Origin of the sequence: Sulfurimonas aquatica, from assembly GCF_017357825.1 — a bacterium.
Classification (GTDB): domain Bacteria; phylum Campylobacterota; class Campylobacteria; order Campylobacterales; family Sulfurimonadaceae; genus Sulfurimonas; species Sulfurimonas aquatica.
This window is the reverse complement of record NZ_CP046072.1, coordinates 1,076,698-1,100,527: the sequence shown is the minus strand read 5'-3', so window position 1 is coordinate 1,100,527 and position 23,830 is coordinate 1,076,698. Positions and strand designations below refer to the sequence as shown.

The 23,830-nt window shown below is 34.4% G+C and carries 21 protein-coding genes; 5 read left to right on the top strand and 16 right to left on the bottom strand.

Annotation, left to right across the window (positions count from 1 at the left end; translation table 11 throughout):
- Window positions 1-29: 29 nt before the first annotated feature.
- The 5 genes from GJV85_RS05290 to GJV85_RS05270 are packed head-to-tail and all read right to left on the bottom strand — an operon-like array spanning window position 30 to window position 6,441.
- Window positions 30-1,385 (bottom strand): SLC13 family permease, encoded by a 1,356-nt coding sequence (locus GJV85_RS05290; protein ID WP_207562824.1) that lies wholly within the window; start codon window positions 1,383-1,385, stop codon window positions 30-32.
- Entirely contained in the window at window positions 1,382-2,656 is a 1,275-nt protein-coding gene (locus GJV85_RS05285) for a protein kinase (protein WP_207562823.1), read from the bottom strand. Before GJV85_RS05285 ends, GJV85_RS05290 begins: the two co-directional genes overlap by 4 nt.
- A 43-nt stretch (window positions 2,657-2,699) precedes the next feature.
- Complete coding sequence (locus GJV85_RS05280; RefSeq protein WP_207562822.1) at window positions 2,700-3,161, bottom strand: cation transporter; 462 nt, start codon at window positions 3,159-3,161, stop codon at window positions 2,700-2,702.
- Window positions 3,162-3,179: 18 nt separating this feature from the next.
- Window positions 3,180-5,261: an ATP-dependent helicase gene (locus GJV85_RS05275; protein WP_207562821.1), complete on the bottom strand. Its 2,082-nt coding sequence runs from the start codon at window positions 5,259-5,261 to the stop codon at window positions 3,180-3,182.
- A gap of 46 nt (window positions 5,262-5,307) precedes the next feature.
- Entirely contained in the window at window positions 5,308-6,441 is a 1,134-nt protein-coding gene (locus GJV85_RS05270; protein WP_207562820.1) for a GGDEF domain-containing protein, read from the bottom strand.
- 202 nt (window positions 6,442-6,643) lie between these two features.
- Between GJV85_RS05270 and GJV85_RS05265 the strand changes: the two genes are divergently transcribed.
- On the top strand, window positions 6,644-9,274 hold the full coding sequence (locus GJV85_RS05265) for a valine--tRNA ligase (RefSeq protein ID WP_207562819.1): 2,631 nt from the start codon (window positions 6,644-6,646) through the stop codon (window positions 9,272-9,274).
- Here GJV85_RS05265 and GJV85_RS05260 read toward each other — a convergent pair.
- The 3 genes from GJV85_RS05260 to GJV85_RS05250 are packed head-to-tail and all read right to left on the bottom strand — an operon-like array spanning window position 9,263 to window position 12,850.
- Window positions 9,263-10,621, bottom strand: a complete 1,359-nt coding sequence (locus GJV85_RS05260) for a TolC family protein (protein ID WP_207562818.1) — start codon at window positions 10,619-10,621, stop codon at window positions 9,263-9,265. The genes GJV85_RS05265 and GJV85_RS05260 overlap by 12 nt on opposite strands.
- Entirely contained in the window at window positions 10,618-11,898 is a 1,281-nt protein-coding gene (locus tag GJV85_RS05255; protein ID WP_207562817.1) for an HlyD family secretion protein, read from the bottom strand. Before GJV85_RS05255 ends, GJV85_RS05260 begins: the two co-directional genes overlap by 4 nt.
- A complete protein-coding gene (locus GJV85_RS05250) occupies window positions 11,891-12,850 on the bottom strand; it encodes an ATP-binding cassette domain-containing protein (RefSeq protein WP_207562816.1) in 960 nt (319 codons plus the stop codon). Before GJV85_RS05250 ends, GJV85_RS05255 begins: the two co-directional genes overlap by 8 nt.
- A gap of 162 nt (window positions 12,851-13,012) precedes the next feature.
- Between GJV85_RS05250 and GJV85_RS05245 the strand changes: the two genes are divergently transcribed.
- Entirely contained in the window at window positions 13,013-13,804 is a 792-nt protein-coding gene (locus GJV85_RS05245) for a magnesium transporter CorA family protein (protein ID WP_207562815.1), read from the top strand.
- 20 nt (window positions 13,805-13,824) lie between these two features.
- On the opposite strand, the gene GJV85_RS05240 is transcribed toward GJV85_RS05245, so the two are convergent.
- The 3 genes from GJV85_RS05240 to GJV85_RS05230 all read right to left on the bottom strand — a co-directional run bounded on the left by GJV85_RS05240 (window position 13,825) and on the right by GJV85_RS05230 (window position 15,066).
- Window positions 13,825-14,451: a tetratricopeptide repeat protein gene (locus GJV85_RS05240; protein WP_207562814.1), complete on the bottom strand. Its 627-nt coding sequence runs from the start codon at window positions 14,449-14,451 to the stop codon at window positions 13,825-13,827.
- A 26-nt stretch (window positions 14,452-14,477) separates the two neighbouring features.
- A complete protein-coding gene (locus tag GJV85_RS05235; protein WP_207562813.1) occupies window positions 14,478-14,861 on the bottom strand; it encodes a phosphate-starvation-inducible PsiE family protein in 384 nt (127 codons plus the stop codon).
- A 67-nt stretch (window positions 14,862-14,928) separates the two neighbouring features.
- The gene (locus tag GJV85_RS05230) at window positions 14,929-15,066 is read right to left on the bottom strand and encodes a hypothetical protein (protein ID WP_207562812.1); all 138 of its coding nucleotides are present in this window, start codon (window positions 15,064-15,066) and stop codon (window positions 14,929-14,931) included.
- Window positions 15,067-15,290: 224 nt separating this feature from the next.
- On the opposite strand from GJV85_RS05230, the gene GJV85_RS05225 reads away from it, so the two are divergent.
- The gene (locus GJV85_RS05225) at window positions 15,291-16,829 is read left to right on the top strand and encodes a SulP family inorganic anion transporter (protein WP_207562811.1); all 1,539 of its coding nucleotides are present in this window, start codon (window positions 15,291-15,293) and stop codon (window positions 16,827-16,829) included.
- 176 nt (window positions 16,830-17,005) lie between these two features.
- Entirely contained in the window at window positions 17,006-17,977 is a 972-nt protein-coding gene (locus GJV85_RS05220) for an NAD(P)-binding domain-containing protein (protein WP_207562810.1), read from the top strand.
- A gap of 61 nt (window positions 17,978-18,038) precedes the next feature.
- Here GJV85_RS05220 and GJV85_RS05215 read toward each other — a convergent pair whose 3' ends face one another.
- The 4 genes from GJV85_RS05215 to flgH all read right to left on the bottom strand — a co-directional run bounded on the left by GJV85_RS05215 (window position 18,039) and on the right by flgH (window position 22,760).
- Window positions 18,039-19,139 carry an ankyrin repeat domain-containing protein gene (locus GJV85_RS05215; RefSeq protein ID WP_207562809.1) on the bottom strand — a complete coding sequence of 367 codons (1,101 nt, stop codon included), beginning with the start codon at window positions 19,137-19,139 and terminating at the stop codon, window positions 18,039-18,041.
- Between the two features lie 141 nt (window positions 19,140-19,280).
- Window positions 19,281-20,489 (bottom strand): EAL domain-containing protein, encoded by a 1,209-nt coding sequence (locus tag GJV85_RS05210; RefSeq protein WP_207562808.1) that lies wholly within the window; start codon window positions 20,487-20,489, stop codon window positions 19,281-19,283.
- A gap of 11 nt (window positions 20,490-20,500) precedes the next feature.
- On the bottom strand, window positions 20,501-22,090 hold the full coding sequence (locus tag GJV85_RS05205) for a hypothetical protein (RefSeq protein WP_242689843.1): 1,590 nt from the start codon (window positions 22,088-22,090) through the stop codon (window positions 20,501-20,503).
- Window positions 22,035-22,760, bottom strand: a complete 726-nt coding sequence (flgH, locus tag GJV85_RS05200) for a flagellar basal body L-ring protein FlgH (RefSeq protein WP_207562807.1) — start codon at window positions 22,758-22,760, stop codon at window positions 22,035-22,037. The genes GJV85_RS05205 and flgH overlap by 56 nt, the downstream gene beginning before the upstream one ends.
- Window positions 22,761-22,833: 73 nt before the next feature.
- Between flgH and GJV85_RS05195 the strand changes: the two genes are divergently transcribed.
- Window positions 22,834-23,277 (top strand): GatB/YqeY domain-containing protein, encoded by a 444-nt coding sequence (locus GJV85_RS05195; protein ID WP_207562806.1) that lies wholly within the window; start codon window positions 22,834-22,836, stop codon window positions 23,275-23,277.
- On the opposite strand, the gene GJV85_RS05190 is transcribed toward GJV85_RS05195, so the two are convergent.
- Complete coding sequence (locus tag GJV85_RS05190; protein WP_207562805.1) at window positions 23,269-23,829, bottom strand: response regulator transcription factor; 561 nt, start codon at window positions 23,827-23,829, stop codon at window positions 23,269-23,271. The two genes, GJV85_RS05195 and GJV85_RS05190, sit on opposite strands and share 9 nt — an antisense overlap.
- Between the last annotated feature and the right edge of the window lies 1 nt (window position 23,830).

Here is a 23,830-nt window from a genome sequence, read left to right as displayed (position 1 = left end):
ACTTTTCTAATATGAAGATAATAGTTTTGCTATAAAACAATTCTCCAAAAATACTCTCCTATCATAACAATAAAAAAGATACCAAGAAGGTTAAGTACAACCCCATAACGAATCATATCTTTTACGTGCACAACTCCACTACTCATAGCAATGGCGTTTGGAGGCGTGGCTATTGGCAACATAAATGCGTAACTAGCACAGATAGCCGCTACCATCATAAAGAGTGTCATATTTATCCCCGCTTGTTGCGCAACTGAGTAAATTACAGGAAGCATTATGGATGTTAATGCCGTATTTGATGTTATCTCTGTTGTAAAAGTAATTAGAAATGCCACGCTAAAGAGCAAAATAATAGGTGGCAAATGAGTAATACTTAAAAGATAAGACGCAACCTCATCAGCCAAGCCTATAGTTTCAAATGCTATTGCAATGGAAAAACCGGCACCAAAAAGAAAAATAATCTCATATGGAATTTTAATATTATCGCTCTTCCACTCTAAAATATTAAAGGGTGGCATAAAAAGTAGCAGTCCAAAACTAAGAAGAATTCCACTCTCATTTAGGCCAAGACCGCTCCAATATGGTTTTATCTGTGCATTTATCAATAGTAATATTCCTAATGATGCAAGTAGAAAAAGAACTTTCTTCTGTTTTTTATCTAGAGTATGTGAACTCTGCTCTCTTGGTATCTGTTTTTTCTCAAGCCCCAAAGAGAGTAGAAATGTCACACTAGTAAGCATGATAAGTACAAGGGGAAGAGTCATCCATATCCACTGAAAAAAAGCGATAGTCTCTAAGTTATGCTCTTGCATAATTCCTAAAAGAATCATATTTGGAGCAGTTCCTATGGGCGTTAAAATTCCCCCTATGCTTGCTCCATAAGCTACCGCTAAAGCAAATCGCATCTTTAACTTTACATCTTCCGTTATAAAGAGTGCTATGGAGATTAAAAGAAGAGTTGTTGTGGTATTTGAGAGGATTGAACTGAGTAGTCCCGCAGTTAGAGCAAATGAAAATATCATGCCTCTTGGTGTGGAAGGAAAGATGTCTAACATTTTGTCCGCTATATAAATATGCAACTTTGTTTTTTCAACGCCAATAGCAAGCATAAATCCACCTAAGAAAAGATAGATAATGGGATTTGCATAATTTATAGCAGTTGCTTTTGTATCTATAATGTCAAACATTGGAAAGAGTACAATGGGAAGTAGTGAGACAACACCTAAAGGGAGCGCTTCGTTTGTCCATAGCACTACTAAGAGAGTAATAAGACCTAATAGCATTGCTTGAGTAGTATTAAATATAAGTGAGGCTAGCATATATGCAATCAACCCAAAAATAATTCCTACTCCTATCTTTAAAAACTGATCTTTGTACTCACTCATAATATATACTCCTCATAAATCTGCATCTCTTTAAAAAGAGGTCTACTATCTACGTCTTCACTCATGCACTTATCTTTTAAATCATCAAGCATTTTAAAACTGCTGCACTCTTTAGAGCTACTTCTTAAAAGCAGCTCTTCTAAAAGGCAGCCAAAGGCTCTTACTTCTAACTTTTCATGCATATTATTCTTATTCTCATAAAAACTAGCGGCTCCAAAATCACCTAAGTAACAACTATTATTGGCATTTAGCAAAATATTATGAGCGTAAAGGTCTCCATGCATAAGGTTATGTTCATGCATATGTTTAGCCACTGAGGCTATGGAACTTACAACTGAACGAATAGTCTCTATATCAAAGAGAGTTCCATCTTCATAAGTATCACGCGAACAGGTATCAAAGTTTGGAGGATTGCCAAGATTTACATAATCAGAACTGATATACTCTAGAACTACGCCTAACTTCTCTTCATCTTTTATCTTCGCTAGTACTTTTATGAGATTTGGATGCTCTTTTACATGTAGATACGCATTCATCTCATCTTTTGCGTATCCATCACTTGTCACGGCACCCTTAAAGAGTTTCAATGCAACTTCATTACCTAACTCTTTTGAGTAAGCTTTATATATCTCTCCCGAAGCACCCTCACCTAGTAGCTCTTTGACTTGAATATCTTCGAGTGCTATCTCTTTTGATTGCAACTCATGGCTCACTGAACATGGATTACCAGAAAATGCCAACCATGAGAGTTTAGGAAGTTTAAATAACCAAGAGGGAAGTTCTCCAAAGTTATTTGCAGATAAACGCATAAGCTCTAAATTCGTACACGCTTGCATACTCTCTGGTAAAGCCGTAAGTCTATTGCCGGCTAAAGGGAATTTTTGAAGTTTTGTGAGTTTGCCTATAGAATTTGGAAGAGACGTCAATCTGTTATCAGTGAGTATGAGCCAACTTATTGTTGTTGGCAAGATATCCTCATCAAACTTCTCTATCTTGTTGGATTTAAGTCCAAGCATATAAAGATTTTCACACTCTTTAAATTCTGCGGGAACATGAGTAAAGTCGTTAAATGAGAAAAACGCAATTTTTAGTTTTTTCAGTCTGCTTATATTTTTTGGGATACTCTTTAATTTGTTATGACTTAAATCAAGTATCTCTAGAGTATCAGCTAAGTCAAAAATCTCTTGGGGAAAAGTAGTTAGCTCCTCTGAGACTTTAAGTTCTTTAATACCTTTTAGCTCACCTGATTGTAACTGTTTTAATGTTTGCATTTTTCTCTTTTAATCATTTATCTGTTTATACAAAGAGTATCTACTACTCCATAGAAGAGCCACATTTTCCAGCACCACATTTCATTTCACCAACAGTAGATGGTATCTCTTTAGTCTCTTTTTTAATCTCTTCTTTTACTTTAGGAAGATGATTCTCATTAAAATCCTCAGCACTCAAAGTTTTATAGCCCGTTTTTGCTATTGCGGTCATGATAGTGTCTATATCAGTAATAGAGTTATTATACTCTACTATAGTAAGCTGTTTTGGACTAGACGCGCTTATATTTGTCACGCCTGGTATCTTTGAGCCTACACTTGTTATAAGTTCTTCACAACCATCACAAGTCATACCCTGCATATTTATAGCTTTTTTTAGAATTTTCGACTCTTTAACTACAACTTTTTCTTCTGCTTTTGTCGCGTTTGTATATGCAAATGCCAACAATACTGAGAGTACAAAAGCCACTCCCGTTACCGATATAACCATTACTCTTCTATTTACCATTGTCTCACTCCTTTAAAATTAATCTTCATCTTTATCTGCGTCTTTCATAACCATCGCTTCGTAAGCCTCGTCTTTTGGAACGAGTCCCGCTTCATACAGAAACTGCGATGGTAAGAAGTTCTGTTTTTTTATCTTATCATACTTTGCATAACTCAAATACAAAATATCCTTGGCCCGAGTTACGGCTACGTAAAAGAGTCGTCTCTCTTCATCAAGACTTCCACCTCTTTGCATCAACTTACGATTTGGAAAACGTCCATCCATTAGGTCGACTACGTAAACCTCTTTGTACTCTAGACCCTTAGAGGCGTGTACGCTTAGCAGATTTACGCCCTCGCCTTGAGTTAAGTCTGAAGAGCCAAGTATCATGGCGTTTAAAAAGCGTTCATGTTCTGAGTATGGTTTGCACAACTCTTGAAGTAGAAGTTTTTTTCTCTCTATGCGAGTGAGTGACTCCGCCTTTTGTTTCTCATCTATAGAGCCATCTTTAAGTGTCGCTCTTTTAGTCGCTAAAACTTCAGATATATATTTGTATAACTCAGAATTAGAAATCTTTTTAACAACGTCAAGAGGCTTTTTGACTCCCTTTAAATCACGAAAGAGAAGGTAGAAGTTATGAACAAAAGTTGCAGAGTCTTTTGTAAGTCTAGGATGCTTTAAAATAGGGTTTCGCATAAACTTATCTTCAAAACCTAGTTTTGCATACTTTCCTACAGCACCTAGTTCTATAAAGTCATCAAACAAACCTAGTTGATGGTTTAACTTACGTTTTTCAAAAGGATTTTTCAAAGACTCGTCTGGAGCGTATAAACCATAAAACATACTCCCCTGCCCTAGAGCCTTAAACGCCAAGTAAAGTTCTTTAGCCATAGCTGAACCTATCCCACGCGCAAATTCAAAGAGATGTATAAACGCCATCATGTCTGATTCGTTTACAAGCAGAGTATAAAGGTCTAAAATCGCTTTTATCTCCCTAGAGTCAAAAAAGCTAGTCCCACCCTTGCGTTTACAAGGAATATCTAATTCCCTAAGCCCTACTTCTATGCCATCTGCTGAAGAGTTGTTTCGAAAGATAACGGCTATCTCTTCTCTTGGCGTTTGAGAGTCTCTTATCTGAGCCGCCATTGCGTGGTACTGATCAAAAAGCTCATCATATGTTAAAAGTTTGGGAGCTTGAGCTGAATCAACGCGAGTTACTTCCAACTGTTTAGGATAGATGCGTTCATTATGCTCTATCACCTTTGTTGCAAGTGAGAGTATAGGTCTTGATGAGCGATAGTTCTTAGTAAGGGTATGAACTTTGGCGTTTGGAAACTTCTTCGTGTATGAACCTATGATGCTTATGTCCGCACCATTAAATGCGTAGATGCTCTGGTCATAATCGCCAACGCAGAAGAGCGATGGCGGATTCATGGCGTCTATAAGGGTTCCTTGAAGAGCGTTCGTATCTTGGTATTCATCTACGAGAACTTCTTTGTAGCCTAAGTCATTAGTTTGGCACATCTCACGAAAGTGCAAAAGAAGGTCATTAAAATTTACAAAACCATACTCTTTTTTGAGACTCTCAAACTCATCAACCACGTCGGCATAAATGAGCGCGAAACCTTCATGGTCTTCATACTTCTCTTTTACCCAATCTTCAAAATTATTGTTTAATTCCGTATTTTGATAAAAAGAGTAAAGATCATATAGATGATTTCCACCATATGGCGTTACGTCTGCGTCTATGCGTTCAAATGAGCGTTTTTCAAACACAGATCTAAAGAGAGTTTTGAGTTCGCGTTGCTGTTTTAAAACAACTTTTTTATCATGTTTTTTTAGCCATCTATAACTCACCGCGTGAAAGGTTCCCGCATCTATTTTTGATGCGACATCTTTTCCAAAGTACTCTGCCACGCGAGCCACCATCTCAGCTGCCGCCTTGTTTGTAAAGGTAAGCAAAAGGATCTCGTTTGGTTTAACGCCGTTGTTGACTAAGTGACCTATACGACCAACTATAGTAGAAGTTTTACCAGTTCCAGCAGAAGCGATAATGAGGTTTTCAGCAAAAGAAGAAGTTGCAGCGGCATACTGTTCTTCATTTAAACGCGACAGTGGCATAACAACTCCTCATTATTTTTAAGAGTGTGATTATACCTTTTAACTATTAAAGTGTGCTAATTACATCTGCTCCAATAACACAATTACGTCCACACTCTTTTGCTTTGTAGAGTGCATCATCAGCTATCTTATACATCTTGTCAAAACTTTTTGTTTTGTATTCGTTAATAACACAGACCCCAAATGAAGCAGTTAAAGTATTTTCTTTAGCTTCTTCATGCTCTATATTAAGTAATTCAATAGATTCTCTTATATTTTCAATAGTAGTATTAACCTTACTCATCTCATTGGTAATAAACAGCCCACAAAACTCTTCACCACCAAGTCTAAAAGTGCTATCGGCTTCGCGCCTCATTCCATTTTGAAGTACTTGCGCAATTGCTTTGAGTGCTTCATCCCCAGCAATATGCCCATAAGTGTCGTTATACTCTTTAAAATGGTCCAAATCAAGAATAAACATAACAAAATATGTACGATTCTCTTTAGCATGATTAAACTTTATATCGAAATGTTCTAATAGGTGGCGGCGATTAAAAAGTTTCGTTAAGGGGTCAGTAACTGCAGTAATTTCAAGTTTATGCATATACTGTTGTTCTATATTTCTATTTTCAGAGAGTGCTTCATAAGCATTTTCAAGACTTTTTTCAAAAAAGTAAGTTATAAGAGTCAAACCAATGCTCGCGGCTATTAAACGCGAGAAACTCTCTTTATTCCACATTCCATCTTGCCACTCACCTAAGCCCGTGTATGCTAAAGTAAAAATGATCATATAAAATAAAGTAGAGATGATTAAACCTGCACGACTGCCGTTTATAAAAATAGCAAAGAGTGGTAAAAACACAGTCCATATAAGCGTAAAGTCCTTACCTTGGAAGATATAAACTAACATAGACATAAAAACAAACATATTTACAGTTGCAACTATTGAAGCTCTTTTGAGTGTTTTACTAATCCTGATGTCAAAATAAGCATATATTATCCCAACTAATGCGACTCCATCAACTACTCCTAAGTAAAGATTAGAAGCGATAAAAACATTATAGATAGTAAAAAAACAGAGCAATACAGCACTAATATAAAGTAACATATTTATAAGTATCAGTTTCCTAGCTAAAGGGCTATATGCTTTTATTTTGATACCTGATAATAATAGTTCGTTATATAAGTCTATTTTATTCATTATAATACTTCTATTTTTAAGTTGTAACTATTCAGATTCTATCACAATTTTCTTGGAAAATAGTTTTTTTTATGAAAAAAAATTAATTTAAGCATCTTATCCTTAAGTGAACCTATAATTTGGCAGTTCTACATAAGCTGATTCTCACATCATTTAAGATATAATCGCGAAATTTTAATTAGATAATTTAAGGCAGTTATATATGGCATCAGAAGCTTACAATCCACAAGAGACAGAAAACAAATATTATAAAATTTGGGAAGATAGAAAGTACTTTGAAGTAGATGGAAACAAAGCCATCCAAAGAGAAGATAAAAAATTCTCTATCATGATGCCACCGCCAAACGTCACAGGTCGTCTACACATCGGTCATGCACTTACGTTTACACTTCAAGACATCATCACTCGTTACAAGCGTATGGACGGATATAAAACACTATGGCAACCAGGAACGGACCATGCGGGTATCGCTACTCAAAATGTAGTTGAGAAGCAACTTTTAGCTGAGGGAACGACTAAAGAAGAGTTAGGTCGTGAGAAATTTTTAGAACGTGCTTGGGCTTGGAAAGAAGAGTCTGCTGGGATTATGACAGACCAACTTCGTAAGATGGGAGTATCTCCAGCTTGGGAGAGAGAGCGTTTTACTATGGATGAGGGACTCCAAAAATCTGTAAAAGAGTCTTTTGTTCATCTTTATAACCAAGGACTAATCGTTCGTGGAAACTACATGGTTAACTGGTGTACACACGATGGTGCATTATCTGACATCGAAGTAGAACACGAAGACCATGATGGTAAGTTCTACCATATCACTTACCCTTTTGCTGATGGAAGTGGTAGTGTTGAAGTTGCAACTACTCGTCCTGAGACGTATTTTGGTGATACTGCAGTTATGGTTCATCCTGATGACTCGCGTTACACTCACCTAATCGGTAAAAAAATAAAACTTCCATTACTTGATAGAGAAGTTGCTATCATCGCTGATTCTCATGTTGATATGGAGTTTGGAACTGGTGTAGTTAAAGTTACACCTGCACATGATCAGAATGACTACGAAGTTGGTAAACGCCATGACCTAGAGTTCATTACAGTTTTTGATGAAAAAGGTATATTAAACGACTATGCTGGCGAGTTTAAAGGTTTAGAGCGTTTAGAGGCTCGTGAGACTATCGTAAACAGACTTCAAGAAGAAGGCTTTATCGTTAAGATAGAGGACCATAAGCATCAAGTAGGACACTGTTACAGATGTAAAAATATCGTTGAGCCATATATCTCAAGACAGTGGTTTGTTAAAAAAGACGTAGCCGCTAAATCTATAGAGAAGACAAATGCAGGTGAAGCACAGTTTTTCCCTCCTCACTGGATAAACTCTTACAACTCTTGGATGGGTGAACTTCGTGACTGGTGTATCTCTCGTCAGTTATGGTGGGGACATCAGATTCCAGTATTTTACTGTGATGAGTGCGACCACGAGTTTGTTTCTCAAGAAGATGCACCTGAAGCTTGTCCAAAGTGTGCTTGTAAAAATGTAACACAAGACCCTGATGTTTTAGATACTTGGTTCTCATCTGCTCTATGGCCGTTCTCAACTCTAGGTTGGGGTAATGGTGATGTTGAGATGGACAAACTTTTTCGCTCAGACGATATGAAAGACTTCTATCCAAACACTCTTCTTATCACTGGATTTGACATTCTTTTCTTCTGGGTAGCTAGAATGATGATGATGGGTGAAAACTTCAATGGCGAGCTTCCATTTAAGCACATCTACCTTCATGCTCTCGTTCGTGATGAAAAAGGCGATAAGATGTCTAAGTCTAAGGGTAACGTCATCGACCCTCTTGACATGGTAAATCAATACTCTGCAGATATCCTGCGTTTTACTCTTGCAATTTCAGCGGCGCAAGGTCGTGACATCAGAATGAGTACGGAAAAGCTTGAGTTAAACCGTAACTTCACAAATAAATTATACAACGCTGCGAAATTCTTGCAGATGAATGTAGATGTATTCCCAGACATGGCAGGCTTTTGTGTAGAGACTGAACTTGGTAAGTATATGACATCGCGTTTAAACGTAGCTACTAAAGAGGTTCGCGCAGCACTGGATGAGTACAAATTTAATGATGCCGCGACTATCATATATAGATTTATATGGAATGAGTTTTGTGGTTGGGGAATCGAGCTATCTAAAGCTGACAAAGCTTCTATAGTTGAACTTGGAGCTATCTTTAAAGAGGCAATGAAACTACTTCACCCATTTATGCCTTTTGTTACAGAGTATCTTTACCATGAGTTATCTGGAACGTCTTTAGAAGATAGCGACTCTATCATGATTATGCCTTATCCTCATAAAACAAAACAACGAGAAGCTGAAGAGAAAAAGTTCAACGTTATCATGGACGCTATCGTATCTATTCGTCGTGCAAAAGTACTTGTTGATTTGGCAAACCAAAAAATAGAAAAAGCATTTGTAAAGATAGATGGTATAAGTGAAGATGAGCAAAATATGATGCTTCCTTTCATTATAAAACTTGCTAAAGTAACAGAGGTAGAGTTTACTCAGACTAAGATAGAAAACGCCGTGAGTGACATCTCTGACTTTTGTGAGACATTTATACCAACTGATTCTATAGACTTGAGCTCTATTATCTCAAAACTTACAAAACAAGATGAGAAACTTCAAAAAGAGATAGACAAACTAAATGGCATGCTTAAAAATGAGCGTTTCGTCGCAAATGCACCCGAAGATGTGCTTACGAAAAACCGTGAGGCTTTAGCGGATGCGGAAGCTAAGCTTATAAAAGTTAAAGAGCAGTTAGAATCTCTACAGTCTTAACTCTTTAAAAGAGAAGCCCGCTTCTCTTTGTGCTTCTTGTTCAAGTAGAAGATACTTAAAGTTATATTTGAGCGCTTTTTTCTTCACTTCCAAGGTATATACTTCGCGTTGATTAACCATAAATAGATTACTCATTCCTAAAACATACTTTTTATTTTCTGCTTTTTCTAATGTTTCAAGAAGCTCTATCTCTTTTTTTGAACTAGCCAAATTCATCTCTATTGTATTTAACGAGTTTACAATGTTAAGGAGATTTGTTTTGATATTTAATATCTCTTTAGCCTTATCTGTTTGCATCATTAAAACACTATTTTTATTTTCCAGAACTTTCGCGTCGTACTTTCGTCTCTCTATTGGAAAATCCATATCCAACGCCACTTTAAATCCACTCTCATATTCAAAGTCGTGCACTCCATAAAAAGATAGGTCCATTTTTGGATAGTTTAGTAAGTTAGTCTGTTTTTGCTCCAACTTAATTTTTTTTAGTTCTATGTCATACTTTTTTAAATCTGGCCTATTCTCTAACGCCATCCCTAAGAACTCATCATAATCAACTTTTGCATGTTCTATCTCTTCAAGCTTAAAGAGTCTATACTGACTTTCAAACTCTTCGCGTGAAATATTAAGATACTTTAAAAAGTTCTCTAGTGCATATGAGAACTCATTTTCTGATGAGATGAGAGACTGCTCTCTGTTGATAATTTGTTGTTGTGCTTCTAAAAGGGCTACTTCTGCCACAGAACCAACATTTACTCTATCACTAACTATACTCTCTCTCTTTTTTGCCTTGTTTAAAAGTTCTTTTTGAAGTTCTATCACAGCTTTATAGTAAAGAACTTTTGCATATTCAGAGTAGGTCTTAAAATATAGAATTCTTAAATTATTTTTGGAATCATTACTCAGGTTAACCCTCTGTAACCTTGCAGTCTCAATATTTAACTTTCTATCGTTCATACCATGGGCTAAAGAAAATAGCGGTAGTTTTACTCCAACCCTAGCCTCCCCATCATCACCTGTTTTGATGTTGTTAGACTCTTGTGTACCTTCTGCCTTTCTATATGCCAAAGTTAGTTCTATGCCATTTTCAAGTGGCTTTTGCACACCTATGTCAAAAAACTCAGCTTCACTGACTGGGTACTCTTTTTTGTCATACTTTAAAAAGAGTTTGTTATCTAACTCACCTTGATAGTAGAGGTCTCGATTTTTATATCTATTCTCATTTGCTATGGCGCTATATACAAATGGATTAGACTCTTTAAAATACTCAAGAATCATCTCTTTTTTAAAGAGCTCATTCGCACTTACAAGTTCTACTAAGAGGAGCTGTAGAGCTAAGAAGTATCTCACTTTTTCTTCTCTACAACTGGAGTAAGCATCTGTGGGGGAAAAGCATTCATGAGTCTCCACATTTGGTACCAAATTGGCACAGTATTTAGCCTCACCCATATAGTAGACTGAGTCCCTACTCTCAAGTTATCACCTTTAGGCCATGGTTCTTTAGGATCTTCTACAACCCTTGCATAGTAAAAACCTTTCTCATGTGAAATCGGCTCTACTTTTTCTACTACTCCGGCAAATGTTCCATAACGGATTTTTGGCCAACCAGATATTTGTAGTGCTGGCCAACCATAAAACATGATTCTAGCTGGTAAGCCCTCTTTTAAGAGTGGCATATTAAAGTCTGAAATCTTTAAGAGAATACTTTTATCTGAAATCAAGGGTGAAAAATGAATGATAGGATCACCTTTTTTTATTAGGCGATTTTTTTCATTTTGTAGTACTCGTACAATAAAGCCATCTCTTTGAGCTACAACAGTCCCACTCTCGTAACGCTGCACATTTAAACTATTTCTTTGAATATCTTGAGAAATAGATTTCAATTTTGCTTTAGAGTTTAAACTAGAGTTATCTAAGAGTTTAATCTTGTTTTGTGTCTCTTTTAAAAACTTCTCTTTTTCTTGTTTGATAATATCTAGATTATTATTTTCTATCTCTATATCAATATCTATCTTTTTTAACTCTGCTTCTGCTTTTACATAAATATTTTGCGCTAAATCAAAATTTCTCTTAGACTCTATTCCCTCTTTATAGAGTGTTTCCAATCTTGAAACATTCAGTTTCTCTATCTCATGATTTTTTTCTAAAGAGACCTTCTTAAGACGTAAACTCTCTATCTTATTTTTAATCTGTTGGAATTTTTGAGTATAAACATTTAGTCCAACTCTGAGGTAGTTCTCTAAATTATCACCTTTTTCTTGAATATTTTCTACCTGCTTCTGAAAATCTACATACTGTTCTTGAGAGCTAAGGTGAATAGATTTTAATTTCTCATCATATTCTTTGTCTAGGTCAACAAGTCTAAAAAGCGGTGTACCCTTTTTAACAAACTGATTTTCATGTACATATACTTCATCTACAAAACCATCTATCGTAGCTAAAATGTTATAATCTCTTTGCATAGGGTCTGTTGCAATAAGTTTTCCTTCACCTTTTATAGTCTGCTCCCAGGGTAAAAAAAGCATTGAAACAAAGATAAAAAAGACTATTGAACTAACTAGCCATACTTTTCTAACGAAGGGATGAAGATGTAGCATCTCTAATGCTTCATATTTGTACTTAGACATGTTCATCTCCTTGTAATGTAAGAGATAATTTCTCTACTTTATAAAATCCTTCTGTCATATCATAGATATAATCTATCTGCTTCATAAAATCTTTGAGTGCACTTGTAATGGAGACGACAATTATCTCTGCTGCGACAAACTCACCTAAGGGGAGAGTACTATTGATAACTAAGTAACCTCCGATAATCAAAAATGAACTAAAAACCAAACCTTCAATTATAAAGGTAAGTGTTAGCTGTCTCATTACAACATGAAATATTTTCACTCTTGCGTTAACAAACCTAATCAAATGCTCGTCAAACTCTTTGAGTATACTATCTTCTTCACCCTCCATCTCGGGGATATTTTGTAAATAATATATAGCATCATGTTTAGTGTTTGAACGCTCTATACTATAGGTAATTCCATTGCGACCAAGTACAAATAATAAAATCACGAATACTACAAAAAAGAATAACCCTACTAAAAACAGTGTAATATCAAACACAAATAACAAGAGTAGACTAAAGAGTAACTTCACTACAAGAGCAGTTCCATCTAGAAGTAGTATTGGAAATATTTTTTGTATCGCTCCAATGTCAAAAAAATAGTTCATATGCTTATCTATTAAATTTTTTACATTTTCACTCGAGGCTCTCATTTTCATAGCCATTGATGCTATTTTAATTCCTGTAGTTACAAAAATTTTCTGTTCAAATTTTTCAATGATATACTGCTTTGCTACTTGCAGTAAAGTGGTTAAAATAAAGCTGATAACAACGATAGTACCTAGAACTGCGATAGATATTGTTGAGTGAGACAAAATACTATTTATTATAAATGATGTTGCTAAAGGGATAAAAAGCAATAGAATCGCTTCTATCACAGAGTAGTATATAAGATAAAAGATATTTTGTTTATCCTCTTTAACTATACTAACGACATTAGAGATAAGTTTCTTTTTAATATCCATAAATTATTTTCCTCAAAACAAATTGAAGAATTATAGCCCCTTTTAACAAATAGAAACTAAATTTTATTGTGTCAAGTACCTGGTTTTCTAATCCTAAGATACAATGCTCTAAATACCAATAATATAAAGAAATACTAGATTACAGTAACTAAAGGATAGATTATGCAAAATGTAGAAGAGTTAATTGATAAGCTTCATTTAGAAGATTTACATAATGAAAAACACCCTGCAATTTTTGACGAAAATGAGACATACGACATGCTTATTCTTCGTATTCCTGTTATAACTGATGAATTAAACAATGTTTCTTTAGGTTTTATCCTTACAAAGGAGAATAGTTATTTCTATAATATAAAAGAGAATAAGTTCGAAGAGTTAAATGGCGTCTATATGGGTCCCTACACTTTAGTTGATAAGGTACTTGATAAATTACTCAAATCATTTTTAAAATATGCAGAGACTATTTCAGATATGGAAGAGAGTTTATACTCAGATATGGCGGATAGTGATTTTTTAAATAATTGGCTAGCTGTAAAACTAGAAATATTACGTATAGAAAGAGTACTACTTAGAACTGCAACTACTATGGAAGAGTTTATTGACTACAACAAAGATGTTGATGGATTTCCTATGAATCATTATGTAGACATACATGAGCATATGGAAAGAACAATGCGTTCAGCAATGCTACAACTCTCTAAACTAGACTATTTATACAGTTTTTACAATGCAAAATCTAATGATAAAATGAATAAAATGATCTATATTCTAACCATTATCTCAGCTATATTCCTTCCGCTAAACCTTCTAGTTGGTTTTTTTGGTATGAATACGACTGGCCTACCTTTTGCAACTGGTGAAATAGGTACTTACTACGCAGTGTCGATAATGATGAGTATGGTAATTATCACATCACTTTTTGTACAAAAGTGGCGAAAAAAGATCGAGAGATAACTAGTTTTATCTAGTCTATTTTACTTGGTGTTTACATTATCGAGAGTACGGTATTGTTTACACCCTTTATTATTTCCATTATCACAGGCAATTCCAAAGTATTCTTTAGCAGTACTTTTATTCTTTCTTACACCTTCACCTTCTAAGTACATAAGACCTAAACTATAACAACTCTCGCCATTTTCTAAATTACATGATTTATTGTAAAGTTCAATCACTCTTTTATAGTCTTGTTTTACTACTTTTCCCTTTAAGTACATTTTTCCTAGATACAAACATCCATCTGAACTATCACCTTCACAAGCTTTTTCATAAAACTTTTTAGCCTTTAGTTTATCTTTTACTACTGCTTTTCCATCTTCATAAATTATACCTAGGTTAAAACATGCATCAGCATTACCATTGTCACATGATTTTACAAAAAGGCTACCTGCTATTTTATTGTTTTGGCTTACGCCTTCGCCTTTAACATGCATCATTCCTAATTTATAACAGGCATTACTGTTTCCATTATCACAAGATTTTAAATATAAGCCCGCAGCTATTTTTACATTGCCATTTTCATACTCATCAAGAGCCTTTTCATACAAGTCTCCATAGAGAGTTATACTAAAAAGTAAACTAAACGCCAATACTAATTTTTTCATTTAAACCAACCTTTTATAAATATTTTTCATGCTATTTTTTTGCTTTCCATATGAGAGGGACTGTATTTCATAGCGATAATTCTAAATATAAATAGTAACAATATTATGCCAAGCATAGAAAATATTTTAATCGAATCAAATTTTTCAGTAACGATAAGTAAAACGTCGCGAATAAAGAAGACTATGGTTGAATCTATCATAAGTCTTAGATTAATACGGTTCTCATCACTAAAAAGAAAATCTATTAGCATTCGAACTAACTCTAAGATGATGATAAACTCTAGCAGAGCTACTGCCAATTTTGTAAACGAGTTAATTAAAGTAAAATCTTTAACACTATAGTATAGAATTAAAGTAATGAAAAACTTGATAAATATAGGGAGTTTTTCTATTTTAAAAACATGCTTCATGGACAACCTTATTTTTTCAAATTATACTCTAAAAAAAGTAGATATAGATTGTTTTATAGTTAAATATTTAAAGCTTGTGAGTAGCTTTATATATACTCACCTGACAATCGACTTTCTTTTTTAACATCTCCGCTTCTACTGATGTTATAACATGAGTAGCTAATGCATTGTTAATTACTGTTTCTGATAAATATACATGATTCATAGTATTAATTCCTTTTATAATTTATATAAGAAATTATACAATAAAAAGATCAATTTTCATAATATGATATTTTGTTATTAATGCCCTTCTATTTATAATAGTTGTGTTTATAAGCATCACTATATATAAGTTTATAAGTTCTATTAATCCTAAAAAGAAGAAGTTCATTACTATTTAGATATAATTGCGAAATTTTAAAATACTCTATTTAAGGTGCTAAAAACTTGTTTGATTTAAAAAAATACACATCAGCAAATATCAAAAATGATGTTTTATCTGGTTTAGTAGTTGCTGTTGCTCTTGTCCCAGAAGCTATCGCATTTAGTTTCATTGCAGGTCTGAGTCCTATTGTTGGTCTTTATGCTGCATTTATTATTGGTCTTATTACTTCTATCATTGGAGGTAAACCAGGAATGATTTCTGGTGCTACGGGAAGCGTTGCTGTCGTTATGGTTGGACTTGTTATGCAAGCCAATGAAAAACTAACACTTGCTGGTTTAAGTGGTGATGATCTCTACCTTCATATGCTTAACTATGTTCTTTTAGCAACTATTATAGCAGGAGCAATTCAAGTTTTAGTTGGAGTTCTTAAACTTGGTAAGTTTATCCGTTTAGTGCCTCAACCTGCCCTGTATGGTTTTGTAAATGGCCTTGCGATTGTCATTGCAATGGCACAGTTTAAATTCTTTGATGGACAAGGTGCGACTATGTATGTAATTGTAGGAATTACAATGCTTATAATGTATCTTTTACCAAAGTATACAAAAGCTGTACCATCTGGACTTGTTGCAATTGTTCTACTTACGCTGGTTGTTTACTTTATGAAAATAGATACTATAACGGTAGGCTCTTTAGCAAACTTGAGTGAGTTTAAAGGACAACTTCCTCACCTTATCATTCCAGATACTCTTTTTAGTATGGACGCTATCATTATGGTTCTTCCATATGCTATCATCATGGCACTTGTTGGGCTCATAGAGTCACTCTTAACGCTAGCCGTACTTGATGAGATGAGTGGCGAGAGAGGAAGTGGCAACAAAGAGTGTATCGCGCTTGGATGTGGAAACATGACTGCTGGATTCTTTGGAGGTATGGCGGGATGCGCAATGATTGGTCAATCTATCATTAACTTTACGTCTGGTGGTCTAGGTCGCCTTTCATCTTTTGTAGCCTCTGTTGGTTTACTAGTTTTAGTGATTTCAATGACAGATGTTCTCAACACTATTCCAGTTGGCGTTTTAGTTGGGATAATGTTTATGGTGAGCATTGGAACTTTTGAGTGGTCAAGCTTTTCACATCTCAAACATATGCCTAGAGCTGACGTTTTTGTAATGATTGTAGTGACTATCATCACAGTTGTTGAAGACCTAGCCGTAGCGGTGATCGCTGGCGTTATTATCTCTGCGCTAGTGTTTGCGTGGAAACACGCTCGTATATGGGCAAAAACGCATACTGAAGAAGATGGAACAAAGGTCTACACGTTAGAGGGTCCGCTTTTCTTTGCGTCGGCTACAACGTTTTCAGATAACTTTGACATCGACCAAGACCCTCCTCGCGTTGTTATCGACTTTAAAAACGCAAAAGTACTTGACTTCTCAGGGGTAGAGGCTATAGACGCCATGGTTAAAAAGTATGAAGAAGCAGGAAAGAACTTACTGCTTCGTCACCTAAGTCCTGACTGTAAAGAGATATTAAAACAAGCGGGGCCGCACTGTAGCTATGAAGAAGACGATCCTACATATAAAGTGGCGTTTAACTACTAAAATCTTTTTTCTATAACTATCTAATAAAGGGGCCTAAAGCCCTATTTACATGAACTGTGTTCTCTCTATATATCATTTTTTAACTCTTATACTATATTTATTTTTTTATAACTTTTTACACTTTTATTAGATATTATCAATCACTATAATTTACTTACACTTTTAAAGGATGTACGATGCAAAAAATATATGATATAGCGATTATTGGCGCTGGTCCAGCGGGAATAGCAACTGCGGTTGAGAGTGTTTTATGTTGTATCAATAATATTATTCTTTTTGAAAAAGGTCAAAATCATTCAGAAACCATTAGAAAATACTTTGATGACAGAAAGCCCGTAGACCGTGATTGGAAAGGTCTCAAAGTTGATTTAAAAGGAAATATAGAGTTTGAAGATGGCACAAAGAATGGTACATTAGAGACATTTAATAAATCACTTCTAGATCATAGAATTGATACAAAATTTTCAACCGAGATAGATGAAATAAGCAAAGAGGGGAACCATTTTCATATCAAGACTAATACAAATGAAACCTTTATAGCAAAATATATTGTAGTTGCAATTGGTAAGATGGGAAAACCAAACAAGCCTGATTATGATTTACCAAAAAGCTTGAAAGATCGCATTAACTTTAATATTACAGATTGTCCAGGTCACGAGGATGTACTTGTAGTAGGTGGTGGAGATAGCGCTGCGGAGTATGCATACCTCATACGTACTGACAATAAAGTAACATTTACATATAGACGAGATAAGATTACAAGAGCTAATCCAAAAAACACTAAAAATCTTCTAGATAGCGTTAAAGAAGGCGTCATACAATTAAAACTTGGAGTAGACATACTCAGCGTAACTGATGAAGAGGGAAAATGTAGGGTAAATTTTTCCGATAATAGTTCTTTAGTGTATGATCGAATAATTTATGCGTTAGGAGGTTCAACGCCTAAGGAGTTCTTGAGCAAGACGCCTATCGTTGTTGATGAAAAAGGCAAACCAGTAGTTGATGAAAATCACATAAACTCTGATGGTATATATATAGCCGGAGACATTGCCGGCCCTCTAGGTGGCTCTATTGCATTAGCTTTGAATCATGGCTATAACATAGTACAAGACATAATTAAAAAAGATAATTACTGCCTAAAACAATAACTTTACTACTAAAAAACCTTTCAAAACTCAATATTTAAGGGCTATAAAGCCCTACTAACTACTATATACATGAAGGTGGATATTTAAGTAGAAGCATTTCTTTTACACTTGTATTTGGGTCTGCCACTTTATTATGCCAATTTGCATACCCTTTATATAACTCTTCAATTGTTTGATTTTTCTTATTTCTTACATTTGATAAATTATATTTTTTATAAAGTGCTCTATAAATTGAAACAACTCCAATATTACCATCGCATGCAGCATAATGCCCAACAGTATTACCATAATTATCTTGTGCAGTTAAGTTAGCTCCTTTTTTAATCAAAGTAGCGACAGCATCTGTTTTTAATTGTAGATATTTTTTATTTTTTTCATCTATATCAATTTTATATACATAATGCAATGCTGTTTTCTTATTTTCATCAACTTTATTAATATCGTATCCTTGAGAAATAAGGTAGTCTATAAAGTCCAATGCACTGTTTGTTCTAAGAACTTCTCCTGCAGCTAAGTGAAATAGACTACTCCCATCAGGACCCTTATAGTTATTAAAATTAACTCCATTTTTCATTAAAACAGTGATATTAGAAAAGCTAAGATTTTTCAATGCATAATCAAAAGGAGTTTTACCTTTTGAATCTTTTTCATTTATGTTAAGACCTGAGCTTATTAAATATGCAGTAATTTTATCTGAGCCTTTATATGCTTGAGCACTGGCTATATGGAGTAGTGATTCACCATTAGGGCCCTTATAATCTAATTTAGCACCTTTTTGCACAAGTAGTTTTACTACATCTAGTTTTTTATATTGATATCTACTACTGTTATACTTTGGAATAGTCATCGCAAAATGTAAAGGGCTCCATCCATTATATTTGTTAATAGCCTTTAAATTAACATCAGCACCATTATCCAATAAAATACGTAATGCCTTTAAGTTTCCTGCTTTTGCAGCATAATGTATACCTGCAACACCGGCATCATTAAAACCATTTACATTATCGCCTTCTTTAAGCAACTTACTTAATTGCTCTGTTTCATTATTGTATGCACTCCCTGGAACATCCAATAAAGATGCTAAACAACCCGATAATAATAATGCAACAAATAATGTTGTAACAATACTCAGTCTACTTTTAAACTTAAATCCATAATACATATGATATTTTCCTTCATTTATTTTCACGGATTATATCTAAAATATTTAGTAAATAACTGATTTTATTAAATATAAAATTTCGTATTGTTCTTGAATATAGAAGCTGTATTTGGAAAGAGAAGGAATTAGCTTATTATTCTGCTATTTTATATTAGGGCTAGGCTCTCCAAAGTAATAACCTTGGGAGAACTCTATGCCAAACTCTTTAATCTTCTCAAAAACCTCTTTAGAGTGAACATATTCAGCAATAATTTCTATCTTAGAGTTCTTACACATCATAATTATTGCTTCAACTATAATTTGACTCTTTTTATCACTCAATATATTTTTTATGAAAACACCATCGATTTTAAGATAATCAGGTTCTATTTCAAGAAGTCGTGAAAGGTTAGAGCTTTCAGCTCCAAAATCATCTATAGAGACTTTAAAACCTTTTTGCCTGAGTGAATTTAACTGTTTTAACATAGTACTATACTCAAGTGTAGTAATGTCTTCAAGCATCTCTAAAACAACTCTAGATGGGTCAATACCATACTTTAGAGAGTTCTTCATTAAGACAGTTTCTAAATAGTCTAATACTAAGTCCTCTCCCGTAATATTGATAGAAAATTCATAATCCGTACCACTAAACTTCGCAAAACTTTGACTTATGATGGAGCGGGTCACATAAGGAAGGTTTCCTGTGACCTTTGCAGCTTCTAAAAAAACAAAGGGAGAGATAATCTCATCTTCATCACTTATTCGTGCTAGACATTCATACTTCGTGATTTTTTCACTCTTGTTATCTATTATCGGTTGATAATAAGCGATTATCTCTTCATTATCTACTGCCTCTTTAATCTTTTGTATCCAGTATATATTTTGTTTTGCTTTTTTTATAAAGAGTGAAGAGGAGTTATAAATAGCATAATGGTTGCGTTTAGAGCTACGAAGATCTTTAATAGCCATCTCTGCTTGGGTTATGTTATCTAAACCCTCATCGACAGATATTCCAATACTTAAAGAGACTTTGATATAGATCTCATCATTTATATAAATCTCTGTTTGAGAGAAGAATGACAATATTAGTTCAGCAATTTTATTAAGCTCATCTTCTTCTAAGTCTCTATCATCAAGTAAAACGAACTTATCAGAGGTAAATCTATATATTTTTGAGTTTTGGGGCTTGATCATATTTAAAAATTTCACTACATCCGAGAGAACTATATCCCCACTCTCATATCCATATGCATTATTGATATTTGAGAAATTATCTATATTTATTAAAAAATAGTTCACCTTTTTTGATGTTTTCAATCTCTCAATAAGCTCCCTGTTACTTGGAAGATGGCTTAAAGTCTCTACTAACATCTCCATATTAATTAATCATCTCTTTTGACAACTATAAAACTATCTGGAGTTTTTCTTTTATATTTAGGCATACTTTGACCAATATTTGCATTTATGTAAGTAGGGTCTGCTATTACAAACTTACGTCTTCCTGCTTTTACACTATCACCCTCCATAGGGATATATAGAGCGGTTGCCATATGGTCTGAGTATTTCACACCTATGACACCAACACCAAAGAGTTCTTTTACAAGATATGAGAAGAGTATTGCTCTATCTTCACAATCTGACTTGCTATAGTAGAGAGTTTCATCTGCAAACATGACTTTTTCTCTTCCAAACTGCTGATGGTCTCTTTCATATTTAAATGCTTTTTGTACAAAATTTAAAACAAAGTTTATAGCAACACTTGCTTGTTGATTATTAACATATTTTTTAAGATCTGTTGCTATCTCTTTATATGTGGACTCATTCATTGGGGAGTTAAAGTATGTCTCATAATCAGCCTGAGGATACGTTGCCATGAAGTCTATAAGGTTTTGGTCATAGTGATACGAAGCACTATACTCTTTTCCAAGCTGTCTAAATGAAACACTTTTACTTTTTAGATTTGCTTCAAAATTTGGAAGAGAACTGAGTTCTAAATCCATCGCCTTGTTCGCACCAGGATAACTCTGTTTATATGTGTAAAGCTTACCAACTGAGCCTTTAGCATAATTTGCAACTACATAAAATTTCTTATTATTAAAATTATAGTTTGGCGTTGAGTAGATTATTTTTTTACTATAGTGCATCAGAATCACATGTTTGTTTGCAAGACCTACTTTTACTTCATATCCTAACTTATTAAAGATAAACCAACTCAATAGTTTATTGTCATCTTTATTTGCCGTTACATTATTTGAGAACTGTGTTACCAACTGATAAACGCCCCAGTCATTTAGATTAAGTCTTGAAGCTGTCGCTTTTATCTCAGCTACTGTATGTTCATAATCACCTGATGCGATAGTGTCAAAAAAGTTTAATATACCACTTTGATCATAAGGATAGAACTTTGCTCTTTTAAAACTACCATCTATGTTAAATCCAAGTTTTTGTCCGAAAAAGTTAAAGTTAATATCTTTACTCACTACAATCTCTTGTACTTTTTCAACTTTTTTTACTATTGGTTTTTTTGGTTCTTCTATTATCTCTTTAACTATCACTTTTGGTTTTTTGACAATTTCTTTAGGTTCTTCTATAGGCTCTTTTTTTATCTCTTTTGGAGGAGGAGTAAGCTCTTCTATTTTCTTAGCTACAACCTTAGGCTTCTTAATGACTATATTGATCTTTGGCCCTATGCTTTTTATCTGCTTTTGAATTGTAGGTGTTATGTTTTTTGGTTTTGGTTTTTCATAAAGAGGTTTACTCAGTTGTGCGTTGTACTCTTTCCATTGAGCTTTTAGGTAGTTGTTAAATTCTGCATCGCGTGCGTCTTTGTACTTTGAAAAAGCCTGAGCTTCTGCTTGTTTAAAATCTGCAAAACTCTCTGCAGACACTACTGTTACTAAAAATAAATATACGAGACTAAAACGGCCAAATTGCTTGCACCATTTTACTTCCCCATCCTTGTTCTGTTGCACGATCCATATCCCCCTCTGTTTTATACAATATCTTTGCATCACTCATCTGAGCACTGTTGATATTGTTGTTTTGATCTATATCATAAGGTCGTATAACGCCACTTATCTGGATGATCTGCTTTTGATCATCTATAAGCATCTCGCGTTTACCACTTATAAAATAGTTCCCATTTTTTAGTACTTTTACTATTCTAGCAGAAACAGTCGTTGTAAAGCTAGCGTCTTTTGTTGCTGAACCTTGACCTTGAAAGGTACTTACAGAGTTTGTATTAAACCCAACATCAGTATAGCCATTGAGACCAGCTATGCCACCTGCTACTCTGCCGTTTGCTCCACCTGCACTTGAGAAGAGTCCGCCACCTAAAGTCGCCGTGTCAGTCTCTGAGAGCTGTTTTGCGCCAGTATTTGAACTCTGCGCTGTCTCTGAAATAACTACAGTAACTATATCACTTACATTCATAGCTTTATGGTCTGAAAAAAGTGGGTTATCCCCTTGACCAAAGATACTACCAGTTGAAGAGAAGTTCTGCTCATCGTCTCGTGCTGGCATCTGCTCTACATAAGCAGGTGGTTCAAAGTTTATCTCAGGATCCATTAATGCAGCAGTACATCCATTAAAAGTAAGTATAACAAAAGATAGTGTGTAAATAGTGATAATAGTTCTTTTCATAAGTTAGTTCCATCTGTCTCTTTATTTCTGTTATAATTATAGCAATTTTAGTTCCAAGAAAAGGCCCATAAATATGACATTAAGAGAAAGAATCAACGAAGATGTAAAAAGCGCTATGAAAGCAAAAGAGACAACAAAAAGAGATGCTCTGCGTTTACTTACTAGTGCTTTTAAACAGATAGAAGTAGATGAGAGAAAAGAGTTAAGTGATGATGATATTATAAAAATTATCCAATCCCAAGTTAAACGCCGTGATGATGCAGCAAGTCAGTACAAAGATGCTGGACGTGAAGACTTAATGAAAATAGAGCTTGACGAGATAGCGTTTTATCAGCCTTACTTGCCAGCGCAATTAAGTGATGATGAACTTACAGCTGCCCTAAAAGAGATAATCTCTAAAGTTGGTGCTACGACTATGAAAGATATGGGAAAAGTAATGGGAAGTGCGAGTAAAACACTTGGAGGAAAAGCTGATGGCAAACGCATCAACGAGGTAGTCAAAACTCTTCTATCGTAAAAGCGAGTACAAGGAGAGTCTATCATTTACATCTAGTTTTTCATAGATGTGTTTTGTATGGACTTTAATTGTATTTGTAGAGATAGTTAGTTTTATCGCTATCTCTTTATTTGTTAAACCATCAAGTATCAACTGAGTAATTTCATACTCGCGTTTAGTCAAAACGCTTAACTTCTCCTCTGACAAATCTTTAACATCTTTATTTGAAAGTCCTATCATACCACCAATAAAATCTGGATACATCCATACTTTTGAATTTTTCACGCTCTCAAGTGCCGAGAGAATATGTGTTTGATGCATATAAACATTGCCGTAAGCTTTTACACCATGTTGTAAGAGATAGATACACTTCTCAAAATTTGGTTCATTATCTAAGACTACTGTTTTTGCTGCTATCTTTAAATTTTCATCATATAAAAAGCTATCAACTATTAAGATGTCTGAAACTTTTAAATTAGCCAGACTGTTAAGGGTTATAACCTTAGCATCAGCTATATGAGTACTCCAGTACTCAAGATAGTTTTTCTTATCACTTAAAAGATATATACTCATA

Bases quoted from the DNA above. Each gene is read 5' to 3' on its own strand.
- GJV85_RS05290 (WP_207562824.1), bottom strand. From the start codon at position 1,385: ATGAGTGAGTACAAAGATCAGTTTTTAAAGATAGGAGTAGGAATTATT.
- GJV85_RS05275 (WP_207562821.1), bottom strand. From the start codon at position 5,261: ATGCCACTGTCGCGTTTAAATGAAGAACAGTATGCCGCTGCAACTTCT.
- GJV85_RS05195 (WP_207562806.1), top strand. From the start codon at position 22,834: ATGACATTAAGAGAAAGAATCAACGAAGATGTAAAAAGCGCTATGAAA.
- GJV85_RS05190 (WP_207562805.1), bottom strand. From the start codon at position 23,829: ATGAGTATATATCTTTTAAGTGATAAGAAAAACTATCTTGAGTACTGG.
- GJV85_RS05255 (WP_207562817.1), bottom strand. From the start codon at position 11,898: ATGTCTAAGTACAAATATGAAGCATTAGAGATGCTACATCTTCATCCC.
- GJV85_RS05210 (WP_207562808.1), bottom strand. From the start codon at position 20,489: ATGTTAGTAGAGACTTTAAGCCATCTTCCAAGTAACAGGGAGCTTATT.
- flgH (WP_207562807.1), bottom strand. From the start codon at position 22,760: ATGAAAAGAACTATTATCACTATTTACACACTATCTTTTGTTATACTT.
- GJV85_RS05245 (WP_207562815.1), top strand. From the start codon at position 13,013: ATGCAAAATGTAGAAGAGTTAATTGATAAGCTTCATTTAGAAGATTTA.
- GJV85_RS05220 (WP_207562810.1), top strand. From the start codon at position 17,006: ATGCAAAAAATATATGATATAGCGATTATTGGCGCTGGTCCAGCGGGA.
- GJV85_RS05265 (WP_207562819.1), top strand. From the start codon at position 6,644: ATGGCATCAGAAGCTTACAATCCACAAGAGACAGAAAACAAATATTAT.
- GJV85_RS05230 (WP_207562812.1), bottom strand. From the start codon at position 15,066: ATGAATCATGTATATTTATCAGAAACAGTAATTAACAATGCATTAGCT.
- GJV85_RS05285 (WP_207562823.1), bottom strand. From the start codon at position 2,656: ATGCAAACATTAAAACAGTTACAATCAGGTGAGCTAAAAGGTATTAAA.
- GJV85_RS05235 (WP_207562813.1), bottom strand. From the start codon at position 14,861: ATGAAGCATGTTTTTAAAATAGAAAAACTCCCTATATTTATCAAGTTT.
- GJV85_RS05270 (WP_207562820.1), bottom strand. From the start codon at position 6,441: ATGAATAAAATAGACTTATATAACGAACTATTATTATCAGGTATCAAA.
- GJV85_RS05280 (WP_207562822.1), bottom strand. From the start codon at position 3,161: ATGGTAAATAGAAGAGTAATGGTTATATCGGTAACGGGAGTGGCTTTT.
- GJV85_RS05215 (WP_207562809.1), bottom strand. From the start codon at position 19,139: ATGTATTATGGATTTAAGTTTAAAAGTAGACTGAGTATTGTTACAACA.
- GJV85_RS05250 (WP_207562816.1), bottom strand. From the start codon at position 12,850: ATGGATATTAAAAAGAAACTTATCTCTAATGTCGTTAGTATAGTTAAA.
- GJV85_RS05240 (WP_207562814.1), bottom strand. From the start codon at position 14,451: ATGAAAAAATTAGTATTGGCGTTTAGTTTACTTTTTAGTATAACTCTC.